General features: G+C 39.4%; 13 protein-coding genes and 1 pseudogene. 8 read left to right on the top strand and 6 right to left on the bottom strand.

Features of this window, described 5'->3' with window-relative positions:
• Positions 1-46 precede the first annotated feature (46 nt).
• From CCON33237_RS09700 to rsmA, 5 genes are all read right to left on the bottom strand, one after another.
• On the bottom strand, positions 47-1318 hold the full coding sequence (locus tag CCON33237_RS09700) for a tetratricopeptide repeat protein (protein ID WP_069174583.1): 1272 nt from the start codon (positions 1316-1318) through the stop codon (positions 47-49).
• Between the two features lie 72 nt (positions 1319-1390).
• A complete protein-coding gene (locus tag CCON33237_RS09215; protein WP_054197333.1) occupies positions 1391-2164 on the bottom strand; it encodes a pseudouridine synthase in 774 nt (257 codons plus the stop codon).
• A 1-nt stretch (position 2165) separates the two neighbouring features.
• A complete protein-coding gene (locus CCON33237_RS09210; protein WP_054197332.1) occupies positions 2166-3119 on the bottom strand; it encodes a KpsF/GutQ family sugar-phosphate isomerase in 954 nt (317 codons plus the stop codon).
• A 9-nt stretch (positions 3120-3128) separates the two neighbouring features.
• Positions 3129-5282 (bottom strand): ribonuclease J, encoded by a 2154-nt coding sequence (locus tag CCON33237_RS09205; protein WP_180997792.1) that lies wholly within the window; start codon positions 5280-5282, stop codon positions 3129-3131.
• Positions 5248-6090 carry a 16S rRNA (adenine(1518)-N(6)/adenine(1519)-N(6))-dimethyltransferase RsmA gene (rsmA, locus tag CCON33237_RS09200; protein WP_054197435.1) on the bottom strand — a complete coding sequence of 281 codons (843 nt, stop codon included), beginning with the start codon at positions 6088-6090 and terminating at the stop codon, positions 5248-5250. Before rsmA ends, CCON33237_RS09205 begins: the two co-directional genes overlap by 35 nt.
• A gap of 106 nt (positions 6091-6196) precedes the next feature.
• Here rsmA and CCON33237_RS09195 point away from each other — a divergent pair, with 106 nt between their 5' ends.
• Genes CCON33237_RS09195 through rlmN form a run of 4 tightly spaced genes read left to right on the top strand, consistent with a single transcriptional unit; the run spans position 6197 to position 12055 of the window.
• The gene (locus CCON33237_RS09195; RefSeq protein ID WP_054197331.1) at positions 6197-9475 is read left to right on the top strand and encodes a DEAD/DEAH box helicase; all 3279 of its coding nucleotides are present in this window, start codon (positions 6197-6199) and stop codon (positions 9473-9475) included.
• 2 nt (positions 9476-9477) lie between these two features.
• On the top strand, positions 9478-10233 hold the full coding sequence (gene hisF / locus CCON33237_RS09190) for an imidazole glycerol phosphate synthase subunit HisF (RefSeq protein ID WP_054197330.1): 756 nt from the start codon (positions 9478-9480) through the stop codon (positions 10231-10233).
• Entirely contained in the window at positions 10233-10913 is a 681-nt protein-coding gene (locus CCON33237_RS09185; protein ID WP_054197329.1) for a purine-nucleoside phosphorylase, read from the top strand. Before hisF ends, CCON33237_RS09185 begins: the two co-directional genes overlap by 1 nt.
• Positions 10910-12055: a dual-specificity RNA methyltransferase RlmN gene (gene rlmN, locus CCON33237_RS09180; RefSeq protein ID WP_054197328.1), complete on the top strand. Its 1146-nt coding sequence runs from the start codon at positions 10910-10912 to the stop codon at positions 12053-12055. Before CCON33237_RS09185 ends, rlmN begins: the two co-directional genes overlap by 4 nt.
• Before the next feature lie 303 nt (positions 12056-12358).
• On the opposite strand, the gene CCON33237_RS09175 is transcribed toward rlmN, so the two are convergent.
• Positions 12359-13273, bottom strand: coding sequence for a pseudouridine synthase family protein (locus tag CCON33237_RS09175; RefSeq protein WP_054197327.1), 915 nt, complete (start codon positions 13271-13273; stop codon positions 12359-12361).
• Positions 13274-13460: 187 nt separating this feature from the next.
• Between CCON33237_RS09175 and purB the strand changes: the two genes are divergently transcribed.
• The 4 genes and pseudogenes from purB (at position 13461) to CCON33237_RS09155 (ending at position 22062) form a co-directional block, all read left to right on the top strand.
• Entirely contained in the window at positions 13461-14792 is a 1332-nt protein-coding gene (gene purB / locus CCON33237_RS09170; protein ID WP_054197326.1) for an adenylosuccinate lyase, read from the top strand.
• 348 nt (positions 14793-15140) lie between these two features.
• A complete protein-coding gene (locus tag CCON33237_RS09165) occupies positions 15141-17516 on the top strand; it encodes a ribonucleoside-diphosphate reductase subunit alpha (protein WP_054197325.1) in 2376 nt (791 codons plus the stop codon).
• Between the two features lie 19 nt (positions 17517-17535).
• Positions 17536-19323, top strand: coding sequence for an ATP-dependent nuclease (locus CCON33237_RS09160; protein WP_054197324.1), 1788 nt, complete (start codon positions 17536-17538; stop codon positions 19321-19323).
• A 456-nt stretch (positions 19324-19779) separates the two neighbouring features.
• Positions 19780-22062, top strand: a pseudogene (locus CCON33237_RS09155) (ribonucleoside triphosphate reductase).
• Positions 22063-22069 lie beyond the last annotated feature (7 nt).

The raw sequence follows: 22069 nt of genomic DNA, 5'->3' as shown, positions 1-22069 counted from the left end.
TATGTAGCTCTAAATTTGCTAGAACCCTGTTGGATTATTTTTAGTATTAAAGGCCTTTTTCGTTTAACTTTTTATAAACGTCACACCCTGGTTGAAGCCCTAATTCGCAAGCTTTATAAAAATATTCTTTTGCTATGTGGTAGTCTTGTTTTGCGCCTTTGCCTTTTAGATAAAAAGCTCCTAAATTAAAACAACCGCGATTGTATCCATTATCGCAAGCTTTTTCATATAATTCTAGGGATTTACTGTAGTCTTGCTCTACACCTTGACCGTTTTCATATAAAATTCCTAAATTAGAGCAACTATCATTAACTCCATCGTCACAAGCTTGTTTGTATAGATAAGCCGCTCTATAATAGTCTTGTTTCACACCTTGGCCATTATTGTATGAAATTCCTAAGTTGTAACAACTCATACTGTATCTGTCATTGCAAGCTTTTTGCCATAATTGAGCTGCCTTATAATAGTCTTGCTCTACACCCAGACCATTTACATATAAAACTCCCAAATTGTGGTAGGCTTGGGCGATATTGCCATCGCAAGCTTTTTCGTATAGTTTGATAGCTTTGGTATAGTCCTGCTCTACCCCTTGTCCTCTTTCATAAAAATTACCTAGATTATAGCAGCCATTAGCATATCCGCCATCACAAGCTTGTTTATATAGATTGGCCGCTTTATAGTAGTCCTGCTTTAGATATTTGCCTTCTTCGTATAAATTTCCTAAATTAAAACAACCTATAGCATTTTTACCGTCACAAGATTTATTGTATAGCTCTATGGCTTTGTTATAGTTTTGTTCTACACCTTGGTTTTTTATATATAAAACACCTAGATTAGAACAGCTTAGTGCATGTCCATTATTGCAAGCTTCTTCGTATAATCTAGCCGCCTTATTGTGGTCTTGCTCTACACCTTGACCATCCTCATATAAAAGCCCTAAATTATAACAACCAATACTATATTTGGCATCACAAACTTTTTGCCACAATTGAGCAGTTTTATAGTAGTCTTGTGTAGTGCCTTGACCGTTATAGTATAAAAATCCTAAGTTATAACAAGCTTGAATAATTTCACCATTACAAGCCTTTTCGTATAACTTAGCTGCTTTATTGTAGTCTTGTTTTACACCCTGGCCATTTATATACAAAAGTCCTAAATTATAGCAATTGCCATTATTTCCATCATTACAAGTTTTAGTAAATATCTCGACTGCTTTGTTGTAGTCACCTTTGCTGTAAGCCTCAAGTCCAAGTTCTACTAGATCCTTGGAGAATCCAATAGTTAGTAAGATTGTGTATAAAAGAACAGCCTTTTTCATTTTTTCTCCATTTTTGTAAATTTGTAGTTATTGTGGTTTGGCTTGCCTCTTTGTTAGAGAAACAAGCCTAAGTTAGTATCTAACGTTATTAACTTTTAAAAAGTCTCTTAAGTCTTCGTATTCGCTATTTTCGAAGTAGCGCCATTTGCCAGGCTTTAGCATATCAAGGCTAACACGCCCAAAACTAACACGTTTTAGATCCATCACTTCAAGATCAAAGTAGCCAAAGAAGCGACGAAGCTCCCTATTTTGACCCTCATTGATGATGACCTTTAGTTTTGTATAACCACCGCTTGAGCCAAAGACTTTGTAGGCTAGAAATGGCTTAAATTCCATTGATTTTATAGTGGTTTTTGCGTGAGCGCCTTTGGTGGCGTCCTTGGCGAAAAAGCCATTTGTCATAGCTTCTATCACCTCTTTTGTCACCTCGCCTTTTACCTTTAGGTAGTATTCGCGCTCTAAGTCGCTATTCATTAGCGCTGTGGCGATTGCTGGGGCGTCAGTTAGTAAAAGTAGCCCCTCACTTGCATAGTCTAAGCGCCCTACGCTAACAAATTTGGCAAATTTCTTATCTAACGTGTCATATATCGTCTTTCGTCCGCGGTCATCTTTCTTGCTAACTAGCTCACCCTTTTGTTTGTGATAAACGATAACGGTAAATTCTTTTTTTAGCTTTATCAAACGGCCATTTATACGCACTTTGTCATCTTCATCCACGCTTGTGGCAAGGTCGCTAACCACACGTCCTGCTATGCTAACCTTGCCAGCTTTTATCAGCTCATCTGCCTCACGGCGTGAGTAGCTTGTGTTATGTGAGATAAATTTATTTAGTCTTGTTTTTTCCATTTTATAGTCCTAAATTTGCAAGGTCGTGGATGTGTAAAACGCCTACGGGAACGCCATTTTCTACGACGGCTAGAAGCTGAATTTTATACTTTTCTATGAGGGCTAACGCATCTACTGCTAACATCTCTTTGTTATCTATCTCTTTTGGATGCAGTGTTGCAAATTTCATCGCTGGCTCTTCTAGATCAAAGTCCTCTCTCATAAGTGCGCGCCTAAGATCGCCGTCACTTAAAAGGGCGTCTAGCACACCATCTTCACCGACTATTAAAACTGTGCCAAGCTTGCCATGCGTCATCGTATCGATCGCGCTTTTTAGGGTTGCATTCCAGCGAACTATCGGTAAATTTTCGCTTCTCATCACGTCTTTGACCTTCAAAAATAGCCTCTTGCCAAGGCTGCCACCTGGATGAAAATTTGCAAAGTCCTCTTTTTTAAAGCCGCGCTTTTGCATCAAACAAACAGCTAACGCATCGCCAAGAGCTAACGTTAGCGTGGTTGATGCCGTTGGAGCAGCATTTAGCGGGCACGCCTCTTTTTCTACATTTATATCTATAAAAGCATCGCTAAATTTACCAAGTGAGCTTGATATGCTTCTTGCCATGGCGACGATTTTCACACCAAAGCGCTTTACATGAGGCAAAATTTTGACAAGCTCATCGCTCTCGCCACTAAAGCTAATGGCTAACAAAACATCGTCCTTTTCTATCATGCCTAGATCTCCATGCATAGCCTCTGTTGGGTGTAAGAAAAAGCTTGGCGTGCCAGTGCTTGCAAGCGTGGCAGCGATCTTTGCTCCCACGTGACCGCTCTTGCCTACGCCTGTTACTATGACCTTGCCTTTTGCGTTATATATTAAATTTACAGCATCTTCTATCTCTACGCTTTTAGCGTGTCTTAAAAGCTCGTTTGCTTCTACATCTAAGACTTCAGCTGCGATTTGGTTTATTGTCTGCATAAATTTCCCCTACATTAGATAGATGATCGGCACGATAGTTGGGGACTTTTTGACCTTTCTAAATATGTGCTTTCTGATCACTTGGCGCACCTGTGACTCGAGCAGTCTGCCATCTTTTAAAAGCTCTTCTTTGACGTTGCTTAGGTATTGTTCTAGCACGCCCTCCATCTCTTTTCTAAACTCAGCGTCTTGCTTGTCGCCCACAAGGCCGTAGCTGATGACACGAGGCTTGTTGATGAGTTTTGCGCCGTGACGTGAAATTTGAGCGATTATCATGACGACACCTGCTTCAGCGAGGTTTTGTCTGTCGATCACGACGTCGTCTGCGATTTGTTTATTTATTTGATTATCTATGAAGACTTTGCCAGTTTTTACCGTTTTTACACGTTTTAGGTACTTTTGACAAACCTCCATCTGATCGCCGTCACTCATTAGATAGATATTTCTCTCGTCTACGCCGCAGCTTATAGCTGTCTCTTTGTGCTTTGCGATGTGGTTGTACTCGCCATGCACCGGCAAGAAAAATTTTGGCTTTATGAGGCGAAGCATCAGCTTTTGCTCTTCTTGTGCTGCGTGGCCGCTGACGTGGATCTCGCTAAAGTCTTGGTAAGCGACGCTCGCACCTGATTTTAGTAAGAAATTTAGCACCGTTGAGACGCTGTTTTCGTTGCCTGGGATAGCTTTTGAGCTGATGATTATCTGATCGCTTGGCTTTATCTTTATATATTTGTGCTCATCTGTAGCCATGCGGTAAAGCGCGCTCATGGTCTCGCCCTGGCTGCCAGTAGTGACGATAAGTACCTCATCATCTTTAAATTTACCAACCTCGTTTGCGTCGATAAAAATTTTCTTATCAAGCTTGATGTAGCCAAGCTCCATCGCAGTGTATAAATTTCGCTCCATTGATCTGCCGATGACACAGACTTTGCGGTTGTATTTTAAGCCCCACTCGATCGCTTGATAGACGCGGTGGATATTTGAGCTAAATGTGCTCATTATGACGCGCCCTTTTGCTTTTGAAAATATCGCGTCAAAGGTCTTGCCAACGCTGCTTTCACTCTTTGTAAAGCCCTCTTTATAGCTGTTTGTGCTATCGCTTAATAGACAGAGCACGCCACGCTCGCCATAATACGCTAGTCTGCCAAGGTCTGTTGGGTAGCCGTCTATCGGCGTGTGGTCGATTTTAAAGTCGCCTGTGTGGATGATAGTGCCTGCCTTTGTCGTGATAGCAAGTGCAGAAGCATCGATGATAGAGTGCGTTATATGTATCCATTCGACTTCAAAGTCGCCTATAAGATATGGTTTTCTCTTTTCAACTGATCGAAAGAGCGAGCGCTCTTGTTTTAATCCGTGCTCTTCAAATTTATTATTTATCATGCCAAGTGGAAGCGGTGTGGCGTAGATAGGAAATTTAAACTCTTTGTAAAAATAAGGCACCGCGCCGATGTGATCCTCGTGTGCGTGAGTGATGATGACGCCTTTTATCTTATCTTTTATCTTGCGAACGTAGTCAAAGTCTGGGATGAGGATATCCACGCCGTGCATGCTCTCGCTTGGAAAGCTCATGCCGATATCGACGATGATCGCACTTGTTTCAGTCTCAAATATCGTCATATTGCCGCCGATCTCGCCAAGACCGCCAAGTGGTGTTATGCGAATTTTATGCTCGCTTGAATTTAGATATTTTAGTGGCTCAAGTCTTAGCTCGTGAGTGGCTTTGTTTGCCTCCATCGCGCTTGCGATGTCTTGTTGCCACTGCTCGTTGCCATTTAGCTTTGCAGGTAAATTTTTCTTTGGTTTTTTAGCCTTTTTAGGTTTTTCTTTTTGCTCTTTTGTCTCGTTTTTAACTTCAGCTTTTGGCTCTTGCTTTGGCTTTTCTTTTTGCTGTTTTTGCTCTTTTGGCTTATTGTTTTCGCCATTTTTGTTTTGATTTTTATTGTTTCTTGGCTTTTTTGGGCGAGGATTTTGACTTTTTGGCTCGCCATGCGCTTCATTTTCAGCTTGCTCTGCTGCAAAGAAGTTATCTATCACGCTTTTGCTTGCTAGTGAGGTTTGCTCGGTAGTTTCACCCTCTTGTTTTGGCTTATTTTTTGGTCTAAATCTTCGTCTTTTGTTGTTTTTACTTTGGTTAGTTACAACTTTCTCTTCGTTTTTGTCGTTCATTATCTTCCTTTAATCTTTCAAATACTTTTAGATAAGAATCGACATCTAGCTCATGTGGACGTAAATTTTGAGCTAAGCCTAGGCCTTCAAAAGTTTCTTCTAACGCCTTTTTGTCAAAATTTGTGGATAAATTTTTCAAAAGCGTCTTTCTTGGCGAAGCAAACGCAGCTCTTAAAAATGCTTTAAAAGCCTCGTATTGTTTTGCATCTTTGAATATCCCGTCTTTGCCAAAAATCTTTTTTGTTTTTTGTAGTTTGATGACTGAGGATGTGACCTTTGGAGGTGGATTAAAAAGCTTTGCATCCACGTCAAACAAAAGCTCACACCTGCCTTGCAGTGAAGCGAGGATCGATAAAGCGCTAAATTCTTTATCCTTGCTCTTTGCACTAAATTTAAGAGCAACCTCTTTTTGTATCATCACAATAAGCCCAAGGCATTTTTCGTCATCTACCGCATTTAGTATCATCTTTGTAGCAACGTAATAGGGTAAATTTGCGACCAAAAAGTAGTTCTCGCTACTTAGTCCGCCCTCTTGCTGCCACTGCTCTAAAGCATCTTTACAAAAAAGTTTTAATTGTCCATTTTGGATCTCATTTACAAATTTGACCTTTAAAATTTGAAACAGCTCACAATCTATCTCAAAAGAGGTCGTCTTATAAATTTGCAAAAGTCTAAATGTCAAATCACCTAAGCCAGGCCCAATCTCAACGACGTTTTCTACGTCCTTGGGTATCGCTTGGATGATCTTATCTAGTGTCGCTTTGTCTTGTAAAAAATTCTGTCCAAAGTGCTTTTTTGCCTTTATCATAGCCGCGATATTAGCCAAAAATTACTTATACAATGATTACAAGTTTAGTTTAATCATATATAAAATGGACTATAATCACTAAATAACAACAAAATAAGGCGCAAATTTGAGTAGGGCAAATACCTTAAAATACTTTTTATTATCACAATATTTAGAGCCAAAAACCTTAGACGAGCCAAAAAAGACAAATAGCAAATTTAAAAAATCAATGGACCTTGAGATCGCAAATTTTGATGAGAAATTTATGCAAATTTTAAGAGCATTTGACAGGTCACTTTTAAAAAATGGTGTAGAAATTTCGATTTATGGCGGCATTTTTGAGACTGACTTGCTCGCCCTTGCGATATCAAAGCTAGCAAAGGTGAAATTTGAAAAAGAGCAAATTTTAGAGGAGCTACGCTCTGAGCAAACTAGCTTTGAAAAGGCATTTTGTTATAAGCTTAAGCTCTATGGCGATCTAGTATTTTGCAAAAATGAGCAAAGTTTTGCTTTAAAAGATGCAAATTTAGATGATGAGCTAAGCCCATTTTTCACGCCAAACTCATCAAATGAGCTCTTTATCCCAACGGCTCCTTGGGCGATGGTGCGTCTAAACCACCTAAAAGAGATCAGCCAAAGCGACTTTAACAAAGAGTGCGAGCATATCAAGGATAACATTTCTATCCACAAAGAGAAAATGCGTCTAAGTGACTATGTAAAAGCAGTCCATGAGGAACTAAAAAGCTCGCTAAAGACACCGTTTTGTAAAGATGTGATCAGGCTTGAAGTAAGGATCGCTGATCCAAATTTTAAAGAGAACGACGGCCTTTTAAATAGCTTTTTTATAGATGATATAAATTTACTTGTCAAATTTTATGAGTCAGGCAGGACGCATGAGCTAACGGATCAGTTTTTAGACGAGAGCGGTGAGAATAAATTTGAGCGGCTTGACGTTAGAGATGAGCTAAATAAAAGGGCAGTTAGGGACTTTTTTAAGGCTGATCGCTATCCAAGATCGGCCTTTGCAAGTGACTTTGCCTTAAATTTCTCACAGCAAATGGCGCTAAACAATATAATAGAGAAATTTAAAGATGGAAATGGTGGAATTTACAGCGTAAATGGCGCTCCAGGCACTGGAAAAACGACGCTTTTAAAGGATGTGATGGCTGAAGTGGTGACGCTTAGGGCGATGAAGCTCGCGCAAATGAGCAGGCATGATATCTTTGAGCCAGTTTATGACAGCGATGAAAAGGCGCTTTATTTTAGGCTAAATGACGAGCTACAAGGCTACGAGATGGTCGTTAGCTCTTGTAATAACGGCGCGGTTGAGATTTTGAGCAAGGAGCTAAGTCAGCTAAAGAGCATAGGGGATTATGCGGGCGAGATTGATTATTTTAAATTTATAGCCACAAGGCTGCTCTCGGCTGATGAAAAGAGTAAATTTGGCGAGAAGTCCTTTATTTCAAAGCCAGCTTGGGGGCTATTTTGCGTGGCGCTTGGATCAAAGCAAAACAAGTCAAATTTTATTTTTAATGCAATTAATGGCGTAAAGATCGAGCCGACTCACAGCCAGTTTGACAAGATCGCAGGCGAATATGGCGAGTTTTTGGAACAAGATGGCTTTTTGATGGGGCTTGGCAAGTACCTTGCAGTGGGCGAGGGGATAGATGACTTTGATGAGGCGAAGGAGAAATTTAACCTTGCACTTCACGAGGTAAATTTACTTTTTAGTGAGATCAGGATCAAAGAAGAGGAGTTAAAGAGTCTTAAAACAGAGCTAGCTGATGTTGATAGAAGGCTTGAGAGTTATAACTCAGCCAAGCAGATAGAGGAGCTTTTATCTCCGCTTGAGAGCGAATTTGCTAGCCTTAGTGACGAGCTTGACGATAAAAAGGCTGAATTTAGTAAGCTAACAAGAGTTGTTAGTCAAAATGAAGCTTTGCAGGAGTATCTAAGTACACCAGAAAAGCCGCCATTTTTTATCTTTCAGCAGATTTTTAAGACAGAGGCCTTTGAAAAGTATAACGACGAAGCGCTAAAGGTTGGCGAGATAAACCGCCAGATAGCTGAGCAAAATTTAAAAGCTAGCAAGCAAAATGGCGAGAGTAAAGAGAAAAATGAAGCAAGGCTAAATGAGCTAAATAGCGAGATAGCAGGGCTTGAGAGCAGGGCTGCAGAGCTTGGCACTAAGATAAATCTTTACAAAAGGCTGCAAAGCGACTTTGCTAGACGCCAAAAGATACTTGGCAGGAGCGAGGAGCTAGATATCTTTCTAAACGGCAGCTTTAGCGAGAGTAATGAGGAAATGCAAAAGAGTATGCCATTTATGATGGAGTTTGGCATAGATGAGAAATTTCACAAGACAAAGCTTTTTAAGGCTAGGATAGAGCTTTTTAAAGAGGCATTAAATTTGCACAAGGCAGCGATATTTGCCTGCAAGGAGGCTGTCAGGACAAATTTGCGTGCCCTTAGTGTTATCTTTAACGATGAGAAGATGGCAGAGAAAAATGGCCTTGATGCAAAACATAGACGTGAGATCATCAAGGGTTTATTTTTGCTAACGCCAGTTATTAGCTCGACTTTTGCCTCGTTTAATAACACCTTTAAAGACCTTTTAAATGGCGATATAGGCATGCTTTTGATAGATGAAGCAGGGCAGGCAAATTTAACTAACGCGTTAGGCGCACTACTTCGCTCAAAGATGGCTGTCGTGGTCGGCGATCCGCTTCAGCTTGAGCCTGTCGTAACGCTGCCAGTTAGTTTAAATAACGCGATCCTTAGCTACTGCGAGGCAAAAGATGAGTTTAACCTGCTAAAGTCATCAGTACAGCTTAGGGCTGACAAAGCGCAAAAGATCGGCACATATATAAAAGGTAGCGGCGAGAGCATCTGGGTCGGCTCGCCACTCATTGTGCATAGAAGGTGCGCTAACCCTATGTTTGAGATCTCAAACGAGACAACATATGACAATATGATGATACTTGGGCGAGATGGGGCTAGTAAATTTGCAAACACTAACGTGCAAACAAAATGGATAAACGTTAGCTCTGGGGAGTGGATAGGCAATTACAACAAAGCCGAGGGTGAGGTGGTTAAAGAGCTCTTGGCAGGTGAGCTAGCTAGTCAGAATTATAACATCAGGATAATAACGCCATTTAAAGATGTTTGTAGAAATTTAAAAGGTGCTGGCACTATCCACACTATGCAGGGCAAAGAGGCTGATGTTATTGTCTTTGTGTTAGGCGGTGCGACAAAGGGCGCTAGAGCGTGGGCTGCTAGCAAGCCAAACCTGCTAAACGTGGCGCTAACAAGGGCAAAAGAGGTTATTTATATAGTTGGAAACCGAGAAAATTGGGCGAGCTTGCCATATTTTGAGGTGGCAGCTAGGAAGATAGACAAAGGATAAATTTGAATCATTTTGCAAAACGCATAATCCCATGCCTCGACGTAAAAGACGGCAGGGTCGTAAAAGGTGTAAATTTCGTAGGACTTGTCGATGCTGGAGACCCAGTCGAGATAGCTAAAAGATACAACGACGAGGGCGCTGACGAGCTTTGTTTTTTGGATATCACAGCCTCTCACCTTGGCCGTGATACGATAGTCGATGTCGTAAAAAAGGTCGCAAGCAAGCTTTTTATACCGCTAACCGTTGGCGGTGGCATACGCACGATCGACGACATCTCTCGCCTTTTAAATGCAGGCTGTGACAAGGTGAGTCTAAACTCATCGGCGATAAAAGATCCAAATTTGATAGACGAAGCGGCTAAGAAATTTGGCTCGCAATGTGTCGTCGTAGCGATCGACGCTAAAAAGATCGAAAATGGTTATAGCGTTTTTATAAATGGCGGCAGGATCGATACCAAAAAAGATGCCTTTGCTTGGGCAAAAGAGGTCGAGTCGCGTGGAGCAGGGGAAATTTTGCTAACGTCTATGGATAATGACGGCGTCAAACAGGGCTTTAGTCTGGAGCTAACAAGGATCTTTAGCGCGCTTTCTATACCGACTATCGCAAGCGGAGGTGCAGGGAAAATGGAGCATTTTAAAGATGCTTTTGAGGCCGGGGCTGATGCGTGTTTGGCGGCTTCGATATTTCACTTTGGCGAGATCGAGATAAAAAAGCTAAAAGAGTATCTTAAAGCAAACGGCGTTGAGGTTAGACTTTGATGTTAGTTATCTCAGCTGGAAAAAATGAAATTTTTGACTTTGCCTTGCCGATGGGGGTGGGACTAGTCGATATGGCGATAAATTTGACAAAGTTTTTGCAAAAAAGATCATGTGTTGGGGCGGATGAAAAGGGCGTAAATTTAAAGAATATTGACCCGCACTATCTTGCAAAGATCGAGGCTAAATTTGCAAACTCATCAAACCCAGAGGTGCAAAATTTAAGCCAAAATTTGTCAAAAAACCCAGAGCGAAATTTATATCAAATGCCAGAAAAGATAGTTTTTGTTGGCTCGGCAGGTCTATATAAAGATGGTGAAATTTTGCAAATTTATGAAAGCTCGGTTGGGGCAAATGTTGAAATTTCTAGCATAGAAAATAGATCTTATTCGCCTATCGAGTGTGAAATTTCTTCTATCGTTTCACGTGGAACTATCAAAACAAATTCATCAAATTTTATAACGACAGATAAAAATTTGGCCCATAAAATGTTTGAAAAAGGATATTTTTTAGAAAATATGGAGTTTTTTTCTGTTCTAAAAGTGGCTCAAATTTTTAAAATTCCAGCTTATGGAATTTTCGTAGCGACAAATTTTTGCGATGAAAATGCGCATGCTGATTTTATAAAAAATCACTCTGCAGCCAAAGAACTACTAACAAAATATGTAAAGGAAAATATGTGAAAAATTTGCTTGATCTTAGCATCGAAGAGTTAAAAGAGCTGGTCTCTCCCTCTTTTAGAGCGACGCAAATTTATGAGTGGGTGTATAAAAAAAATGCTACGGAATTTAGCCAAATGCTAAATTTGCCAAAAGATATGCGCCAGGATCTAGCCGAGAAATTTTATCTTGATCCACTAAAATGCGTAAAATTTGAGCAAAGTAGCGACGGCTCGATCAAGTATCTTTTCGAGTTAAAAGATGGGCTAAAGATAGAGAGCGTTTTGCTGCCAATGAAAGAGGAGATCAGCGACGAGGATGGTAAGGTTAGTCGCCATGCTCGTTACACTGTTTGTGTTAGTTCGCAAGTCGGCTGTAAAATGGGCTGTGCTTTTTGCCTAACAGCAAAGGGCGGACTTGTTAGAAATTTGACTGCTGGCGAGATCGTAGGGCAAATTTTGTGGATAAAAAGGGAAAATAACATACCATACGAAAGGCGCATAAATGTCGTTTATATGGGTATGGGTGAACCACTCGATAACCTTGCTAACGTTAGTAAAGCGATCAAAATTTTAGCACTTAATGAGGGTCTAGCCATATCGCCACGCCGTCAAACCGTTTCAACTAGCGGCCTTGGTAGTCAGATAAAAAAGCTTGGTGAGATGGACCTTGGTGTCTTGCTGGCTATATCGCTACATGCTGTTACTAATGAGCTTAGAAGTCGCCTGATGCCGATAAATAAGGCCTATAATATCGAGGCTGTTATGGACGCTGTTAGGGGATTTCCTATTGATATGCGAAAGCGTGTGATGTTTGAATACCTTGTTATCAAAGACCTAAACGACAGCGTTAGTGATGCAAAAAAGCTGGTAAAACTACTGCACGGTATCAAGGCAAAGGTAAATTTGATCTATTTTAACCCGCATGAAGGTAGTGAATTTGGACGACCTGAGCTTTCTAGCATGCTAAAATTTCAAGAATACCTAAGAGATCATGGTGTCACTTGCATGATCAGACAGAGTAAAGGACTTGATATAAGTGCGGCTTGCGGACAGCTAAAACAGCGCAATGAAAATCAAAAATTTAAAACTAACGTTAGCGATAAGAGTACAGCTAAAGCAGAAGAAAAACCAACTAACGATAAAACTAACGTGAGTAAAAAATGACAGCTCTTGATATCGCCGAGATAATCTTTATAGTGCTGGTTGCTGGCGTTGGACTTGGACTTATCATTAAAGTTTTAAAAGATGAAAATAAAACTTCAAAATAAAATCTAAAAAATTTGGCATGAAATTTTGTGTGAAAAATAAAAACACAAAGTTGATTGCCAAAATTTAAATCACAATGTGGCGACACTAAAAATCTAATTCTATTTTTTAATAAAAATTCTGTTTCAAAATTAAAAGCAAAATTATGAAAAATTTTTATAGATTATTTTTACTAGAAAGACTTTTTAAAATTTAAATATTTTAATTATTTGCTTCTTTTGCAAATTTATAAAACTCACTTTCGGCATCAAATTTGCTTTTTATCTTGTAAAAAATTTCATCAAATTTAAATGAAATTTCGTCCGAGTGAAGTAAGAGCCTTTTTGCTCCAGTTAAATTTATCCGCTCACGCTCGCTCATCTCTTTATCTAAAATTTTCTCGATCTGCGGACGTGACAAACCATAAAGTGGTTCGCCAAGGATCTTGTGTTTCACATGAAACAAATGTAACCGAATTTGATGCTGCCTGCCAGTGAGTGGGATAGCCCGAACCAAAGTCGTATCGATATCTTCAAAATATCTGATCGGCAAAATTTTAGTCACAGCACTCTTGCCATTTTCACAAATTTGCATTCGCATTTTCACATCATTGTAGTTGTTCGCTAGATCCATTTTGACGTCGATCGTAAATTCTCGCTCGATCTTACCCTGCACCATCGCGACGTAGCTTTTAGAAACCTCTCTATTTTCAAAAATTTTCTTTAGTTTTATCGTGAAATTTCTATCTTTTCCTACAACTATCACGCCGCTTGTTTCAAAGTCCAGCCTATGCGCCACGCTCGCATCTCGTCCAAAAAGTGTGTAAATTTCATCATTTAGTGAGTAGTCGCAGTGTCTGCCGTTTGGGTGGCTCAGCACCCCACTTGGCTTGTCAAATACCGCAAAGCTCTCGCACTCAAAGATCGGCTTTAGCCCCTTTGGCGCCGCCTCATAGTCTATCAAAAAGACATCACCAGACAAAATGGCATTTTTCTCGCTCACGACACTACCGCCACAGATTAGCCTGCCTTTATCGATGAAGCGCTGGGTTTGGCTCATATTAAAGCCGTTTTGCAGTAAAATTTCATAAGCTTTTTGATGATCTGCAGTGGCGATAAATTTATTTACATATGGCAAAAATGATCCTTTTGAAAAATGAGCGAGCTATCTTAAGCCCAAATTTATAAGCGTATAACCGACATTTCAGCCCGGATTTTATATAATCAAAACTTAAATTTAGAGAAATTGCACGACGTGATTTCAGGCCCAAAAAGCCAAATTTATACTTTCAGGACAAAAGCAAACTAATACAAAAGGTTCAACAATGGTCGAAAGATACTCACGCAAAGAGATGGCTGAAAAGTGGAGCATACAAGCAAAATACGACGCTTGGCTCAAGGTAGAAAAAGCTGCCATTAAAGCTTGGAATAAGCTTGGTTTTATAAGCGACAGTGACTGCGAGAAAATTTGCAAAAACGCTAAATTTGAAGTAGCTCGCATTGACGAGATAGAAAAGACGACAAAGCACGACGTCATCGCATTTTTAACAAGCGTCAGCGAGAGTCTTGGCGAGGAGAGCAGGTTCGTGCACTACGGCATGACCTCAAGCGACTGTATCGACACAGCCGTCGCGCTTCAGATGAAAGAGAGCCTAGAGCTCATTATCAGCGACGTAGAGGAGTTTATGCAGGCGGTCAAAAACAGAGCAAACGAGCACAAGCACACGCTCATGGTCGGCAGAAGCCACGGCATCCACGGCGAGCCGATAACTTTTGGTCTAGTGCTTGCCATCTGGTACGACGAGATCGCAAGAGCACTAAAGCTCATCAAAGACGCAAAAGATACGATCAGCTACGGCAAGCTTTCAGGCGCTATGGGAAATTTAGCCCACGCTCCGATGGAATTTGAAGAGCTAACATGCGAGGAGCTAGGCCTAAAAGCAGCCCCAGCGTCAAACCAAGTGATCCAGCGCGATCGCTACGCCCATGTGGTAAGCGCTATCGCAGTTCTAGCCTCTACGTGCGAGAAGATCGCAGTTGCCGTTAGACACTACCAAAGGACTGAGGTTTATGAGGCGGAGGAGTACTTTAGTCCAGGACAAAAGGGCTCAAGTGCCATGCCGCACAAGCGCAATCCAGTCCTTAGCGAAAACATCACCGGTCTTTGCAGGGTGCTACGCTCATACGTCACGCCTTCTCTTGAAAACGTCGCCCTTTGGCACGAGCGCGACATCAGCCACAGCTCGGTTGAGAGATTTATCCTGCCAGATATGTTTATCACGGCTGATTTTATGTTGGTTCGCATCAAAAATTTGATAGCAAATTTAGTCGTATATCCAGAAAATATGATGAAAAATTTAAATTTAACAGGCGGTTTGGTATTTTCGCAACGTGTGCTTTTGCAATTGCCGCAACGTGGAATATCTAGAGAGGACGCCTACAAGATCGTTCAGCGCAATGCCATGAAGGTCTGGGCGGACTTGCAAGAGGGTAAAAAAGCGATAGACGATCAAGGTCACAGCCTATTTTTACAAAATTTACTAGCCGACGAGGACCTAACTAAGAGCCTTAGCAAAGATGAGATCAAAGAGTGCTTTGACTACAACTACTACACCAAAAATGTAGATAGAATTTTCGCCAGAGTTTTTGGAAAATAAATTTAAATGCAAGGGGTAAATTTAGCCTCTTGCAACTACCCTAGCACAAAATCCACCTTAAATTTAGCTCGCAAAATTTATCAGCTGGTGGCGGCATTTTCAAGTAGCTTTTACAAGTGTCAGCAAAATTTATCGGCAATGTTGGCACATTAAACTTTTAGTCGTTAAAGCTAACTCAAAAGCTTATCACGTTTAGCATTTTTTGCTGCTTGTAAAAGACTTTTGATAGCCTTTATCTTTCTCATTTTAGTGGTAAATTTTATATTTAATAGGTAGTTTTTAGCAAAGAGAGTTTTTATATCTTTTTAGATAAAATCTCAAATTAAAATTTAACACGGAGAGACATTTTTGAAAGTTATAAAACGTAATGGTAGAACCGAAGAGCTTGATATAAGTAAGATCAAAAAATATACAAATGAAGCAGTTCTTGGACTAAGCAACGTAAGCCTTAGTGAGCTTGAAGTAGATGCGAAAATCCAGTTTAGAGATATGATCACAACTGAGGAAATTCAGCAGACTCTTATAAAAACAGCAGTTGATAAGATCGACATCGACCGCCCAAACTGGACATTTGTCGCTGCGAGACTATTTTTGTTCGACCTTTATCACAAAGTGACTGGCTTTAACGGCTACAACCACCTAAAAGACTACCTCGCAAAGGGCGAAAAGGTAGGCCGCATCATCCCTGGGCTAAAAGAGAAGTACGACCTTGAGGATCTAAACGCTTACATCAAGCCCGAGCGTGACTTGCAGTTTGCATACCTTGGTATCAAGACGCTTTATGACCGCTACCTCATCAAAGATAAGAGCGGCATGCCGATCGAGCTGCCACAGCATATGTTTATGGCGATCGCGATGTTTCTTGCGCAAAACGAGCTAGACAGCCAAGGTTGGGCTAAGAAATTTTACGACCTTATCTCTAAATTTGAAGTGATGTTAGCTACGCCAACGCTCTCAAACGCAAGGACTACGCGCCACCAGCTAAGCAGCTGCTACGTAGGCAGCACGCCTGATAATATCGAGGGCATTTTTGATAGCTACAAAGAGATGGCACTGCTTTCAAAATTTGGTGGCGGCATTGGCTGGGACTGGAGCAAGGTGCGTGCGATGGGTGGCAGCATCGACGGACACAAAAACGCAGCCGGCGGTATTATTCCATTTTTAAAAGTAACAAACGACATCGCAGTAGCGGTCGATCAGCTAGGCACTAGAAAAGGCGCGATCGCTGTTTATATCGAGCCTTGGCACATGGACGTGAGCGATTTCCTCGATCTTCGTAAAAACTCAGGCGAAGAGAGACGCCGTGCACACGAGCTTTTCCCTGCGCTTTGGATAAACGACCTATTTATGAAGCGTGTAAAAGAAAATGGCCGCTGGAGCCTCTTTGACCCAGCTCAAGTAAGCGACCTTTGCGACCTTTACGGCGAGGAGTTTGAGAAGAGATATTTAGAGTATGAAAACGATGAAAATATCCAGAAAAACACCATCCTTGCAAAAGAGCTTTGGAAGAAAATTTTAACTAGCTATTTTGAAACGGGCATGCCATTTTTGTGCTTTAAAGACAATGCCAACAAAGCAAATCCAAACGACCACGAAGGCATCATCAGAAGCTCAAATTTATGCACCGAAATTTTCCAAAACACAGCGCCAAATTACTATAAGATCAAGATCACTTATGAAGATGGCGGCGAAGAGCTATTTGACGAAGAAGAAGACGTCACGGTCGATAGCGGCATAACTAAAAAAGCCAAAAAGCTTAGCGCACTTGATAGCCTAAAAGGCAAGCAAATTTTCATCGTAGAAAAAGAGAGCATCGAGGGCAAAACGGCAGTTTGCAACCTTGCAAGTATAAATTTAAGCAAGATAAATAGCAAAGAGGACATCGAGCGTGTCGTGCCGATAGCTATTAGGATGCTTGATAACGTTATAGACCTAAATTTCTACCCACACAAAAAGGTAAAACACACAAACCTATCATCTCGCTCGATCGGCCTTGGCGTCATGGGCGAGGCGCAAATGCTAGCTGAGAAAAACGTAAAATGGGGCAGCTATGAGCATTTGGCGCTCATTGATAGCATAATGGAAAACATAAGCTATAACGCCATCTATGCTAGCTCAAATTTAGCCGTAGAAAAGGGCGTCTATCCAAAATTTGAAGGCTCAAAATGGAGCAAAGGCATCATGCCGATAGATACTGCAAACGAAAACGCAAAGGCTCTTTTAAACGACAAAGGCGGGCTATTTGACGAAAATGTCTGCGACTGGGACAAGCTAAGAGAAAAAGTCAAGCGCGATGGCATGAGAAACGGCTACCTAATGGCGATCGCTCCAACTAGCTCGATCTCGATCCTTGTTGGCACTACCCAAACTATCGAGCCAGTCTATAAGCGTAAGTGGTTTGAGCACAATCTAAGCGGCATGATCCCAAATGTCGTGCCAAATTTAAGCCCTGATACTTGGCAGTTTTACACGCCAGCATATGAGCTTGATCAGAGAATTTTGATAAAAGCAGGCGCGATTCGCCAAAAGTGGATTGATCAAGGCCAAAGCCTAAATATATTTATGAGCTTAGACAAAGCAAGCGGCGGATATCTGAGCGAAATTTACACTCTCGCGTGGGAGCTGGGGCTAAAATCAACCTACTATCTACGCTCAGAGTCACCAGACAGTGAAAAACTAAACGACGTAGCTGACCGCTCGATCGAATGTGAGGGATGTCAGTAGAGAACAAAAGGATTAATATATGAAACTAGATAGATTTGAAATAAAAAATTTTCGTTCTATAGAAGATATAAAGATAAGTATCGAAGAAAAAAATGGGAAAAAATGTCTAATCTTAGTAGGAAAAAATGAAGCAGGGAAAAGTAATATATTAAAAGCCATATCTGCAGTATTTAATGGATATAAGGTTAGCATAAAAGATCAAAGAAAAACAGCTTCGGATAATGATGAATATTGTATTGATGCTATCTTTAAGCTTACACAAAAAGACATTAGTGATATTAAAGAAAAATTAATCGAAGAATATCATATAGAAAGTCTAGATATTTTTGAAAATAATTTAAGTATTGAAAGCTTTATTCAAGAAGCTTTTGGTGAAATGATATTAACATTGAGTATAAAAGATAATGATACACCGAGCTTAACCTACTGGAAATATGAAGAATTAAATGATAAATATAAAGTATCTAACTTATTCTACTATAGTACAGATAATCGACAAATTACAAAATTAGAAGGTGAAAGTAATAGTCCTTTGCTTGAGCCTTTGACATATGATTACATAGAGAGAATTGTGTTTGAAATAATAAAAAATATAAAGCCCATGGAAAATATTTATAGGCGAGCTATATTTTGGGAGTATAGCGATAGTCATTTATTACCACCTAACGTAAATATAGAAAACTTTAAAAATAACCCAGACATATGTATGCCTTTAAAAAATATTTTTTATTTAAGCAATATAAAAGATATTCAACAAGATATTGAAAATGCAGCCAAAAAAGATAAAGGACTACATAGCTTTTTAGACAATATATCTAATAAAGCAACAAAAGAATTTAGAGAAATATGGCCCGACTTAAAAAATATAAAGTTTGTTATAAGAAAAGATGGTGAAGAGTTTGATATACGAATACAAGAAAAAGAGTTTTATTCTAATGAAGATAGAAGTGATGGCTTTAAAAGATTTATAGCAATATTACTTATGTTGTCGATCGAATCTAGAACACGAAAATATAATAGATTAATCTTATTTGATGAACCAGATGCTTTTTTATATCCAACTAGTGCAAAATTTTTAAAAGAAGAATTATTAAAAATTTCAGAAAAAGATATTGTAATTTATTCTACACATTCTCCTTTTATGATAGATAACGAGTGTATAGAGAGACATCTAGTTATAGAAAGAAAGGACGATATTTCAGAAACAGTCACGCAAGACAAGTCGCCGTTTCAAGAAGACGAACTTTTAAAAAGAGCAATTGGAAGTCATATACTTGAAAGTATACAGTCAAAAAATATTATTTTTGAAGGATATACGGATTATAAAGTGTTTAAAAACACTTATAAAGATAAGGATTTTAAAGATTGTGGTCTAGTTTATATGGGAGGTATAAAAGAAGTTAATACATTAACTACAATGATAATGCTAACTGGCAAAAAATTCCTTATAGTATCCGACAGTGATGAAACTTCAAAGAACAAAAGAAAAGATTTTGAAAAAGATTTTCCTGATTTAAAAGAAAATTGGCTTGAGTATGATGAAGTTTGCGATAAATCCAATAAAATAAAAACACTTGAAGATTTTTATGAAGCAGATTATTTGTCAGCTAAAATCAAACAGTACAATGAAAACTATGAATACGATAAAAAGAAATCTAGTATTGACAATATAGATAAAGCCGTAAGTCAAGATAAAGAAAAAAGGCAAGAGATAAAAAATGCACTAGCAATTAATGCTAAAAAAGAAAATATAAAAAAAGAATATTTTGACTTTATTCAAAAGATCAAAGATAAATTAGGTAGTTAGAAAATTAATGTAATAGATTTATAGTGCCGTTTTTTTATAGCTTGCATGCAATCATAATCCATGCTTTATTTTATCGCTTAAAAATATCGTATTATATAGTTTTTCTTGATAGCGATCCACTTTAAGACTAGTAGATATTTGCTATTTGTATATTCATCTAAGTCATTTTTATCTTTTTAAATTTCTGAAATGATACTCAAATAAGCTTGATTGATTTGTAAAATTTTTAAATATAATACTTTAAAAACTAAAACTAAAAAAATTATTTAAGTAAAATAATCAAATTTTAGTTTAAAATACTTATAATACATGAAAATATATTTAAGAGAACTTTCCAAAATTTTATATTTTTTGATAAATATTATTAAACAAAATAAAATAGTTATCTATTGTTTAAGCTTTCTTGTCCTATACTTTTAAACTTTATATTGAAAAATTTAGAAGAAAGAGCGAGTAATGCCTGAGATTTTGAAGAGAGATGGCACAAGACAAGAATTTGTGGCATATAAGATAGTAGATGCGATAAAAAAAGCATTTGCTAGCGAAAATTTAGCTTATGATGAGAAAGTTTTTACAAATGTTGTCCAAGATATCTTTCAAAAGTCAAGCGCGATAACAGTCGAAGACATCCAAGATGCGATCGAAAAAGAGCTATTTAATAGTGGATATTTCGACGTTTTAAAGAGCTTTATGCTCTACCGCCACACGCATAAGCTTCAACGTGAGCAAATTTTAGGGCTAAACGAAGATACGACCTACATAAACTCAACCCAAACGATAAATGAGTATATAAACGGCACCGACTGGAGAATTTCTGCAAACTCAAATACAAGCTACTCAAACGCAGGACTCATCAACAACACCGCTGGTAAAGTCATAGCAAACTACTGGCTAGACGCTGTTTATAGCAAAGAAGAAGGTCTTGCTCACAGAAATGGTGACTACCACATCCACGACCTTGACTGCCTTACAGGATATTGTGCTGGCTGGAGCTTGCGCGCTTTGTTAAACGAGGGCTTTAACGGCGTTCGTGGCAGAGTTGAGAGTAAAGCACCAAAGCACTTTAGAGAAGCGCTTTATCAAATGGCAAATTTCTTAGGAATTTTGCAAAGCGAGTGGGCTGGCGCTCAGGCGTTTTCTAGCTTTGACACCTACCTTGCGCCTTATGTTTTCAAAGACGATCTAAGTGATGCTGAGATCAAAAAGGCGATAACTAGCTTTATTTTTAACTTAAATGTACCTGCACGCTGGGGACAAAGCCCATTTACAAACGTAACCATAGATATCACATGCCCAAGCGACCTAAGAGATCAGATCCCAACGAGCGATGATATACACCTCTTTACGAATGTAAAAGATGAGAAAATTTTGAAAAAAGCAAACGAGCGTGGCAGGAAAAATTTGATCGATATGACCTACAAGGACTTCGAGCCTGAAATGGCACGCATAGATAAGGCATTTTACGAGGTTTTAACAGCTGGCGATAAGTGCTCACAGCCTTTTACATTTCCGATACCAACGGTAAATATTACAGAGGATTTTGACTGGGATAGCGAAGTAGCGGATGTGCTCTTTGAAAATACCGCCAAAATGGGCTCAAGCTACTTTCAAAATTTCATCGGCTCGCAATACACTTACGACGAAAATGGCAACAAGATAGAAAACGAAAACGCCTACAAGCCAGGTCATGTGCGCTCTATGTGCTGCCGCTTGCAGCTTGATCTAAGAGAGCTTTTAAAGCGCGGTGGCGGTCTTTTTGGAAGTGCTGAGATGACTGGCTCGATAGGCGTCGTCACTATAAATTTAGCCCGCCTAGGCTACAACTTCAAAGGCGATAAGGTCGCACTTTATAATAGACTAAGCTATCTTTTAGAACTAGCCAAATCAACCCTAGAGAAGAAGCGTAAATTTATACAAGAGATGTATGACAGAGGGCTTTATCCTTATACGGCTAGATATCTAAAGCACTTTAACAACCACTTTAGCACGATCGGTATAAATGGCATGAACGAGCTTCTTAGAAATTTCACAAATGATAAGGAGAATATCTCAACAAAATTTGGACGTGATTTTGCTATTGAGATGGTCGAGTTTTTGCGCGACAAGATAAGGACATTTCAAGAAGAGACTGGAAATTTATACAACCTTGAGGCGACTCCAGCTGAAGGCACAACGTACCGCTTTGCCAAAGAGGATAAAAAGCGCTATCCAGACATCATCCAAGCAGGTGGCGGGGAGAATATTTACTACACAAACTCAACCCAGCTTCCAGCAAATTTTACAGATGATGCTTACGAGGCACTTGATTTGCAAGATGATCTTCAGACTTCATACACTGGTGGCACAGTATTTCACCTTTATATGAAAGAAAGGATCAGCTCACCTAAAGCTTGCAAGGAGCTTGTAAAGAGCATAATCTCAAATTATAAGCTTCCATATATCACGATAACGCCTGTATTTAGCGTTTGTTCAAAGCATGGATACATTGCTGGAGAGCATGAATTTTGTCCACTTTGTGATGCAGAATTAATAGAAAAAGAGAAGAACAATTCCAAATAAGGAGAGGAAATGACAGAAAAAGAAATTTTGGAAAAAGTACAAGACAAACGCACAAAATGCGTAGTCTATACTCGTGTTATGGGTTATCACCGCCCAGTTGAGAGCTTTAACCTTGGTAAAAAAGGCGAGCATAAAGAGCGTATTAAATTTGATGAATACGCAAGTTGCTGCAAAAGATAATCACCGC

It is taken from the genome of Campylobacter concisus (assembly GCF_001298465.1).
GTDB classification, from domain to species: Bacteria; Campylobacterota; Campylobacteria; order Campylobacterales; family Campylobacteraceae; genus Campylobacter_A; species Campylobacter_A concisus.
This window is presented reverse-complemented; position numbering and strand designations above follow the sequence as displayed.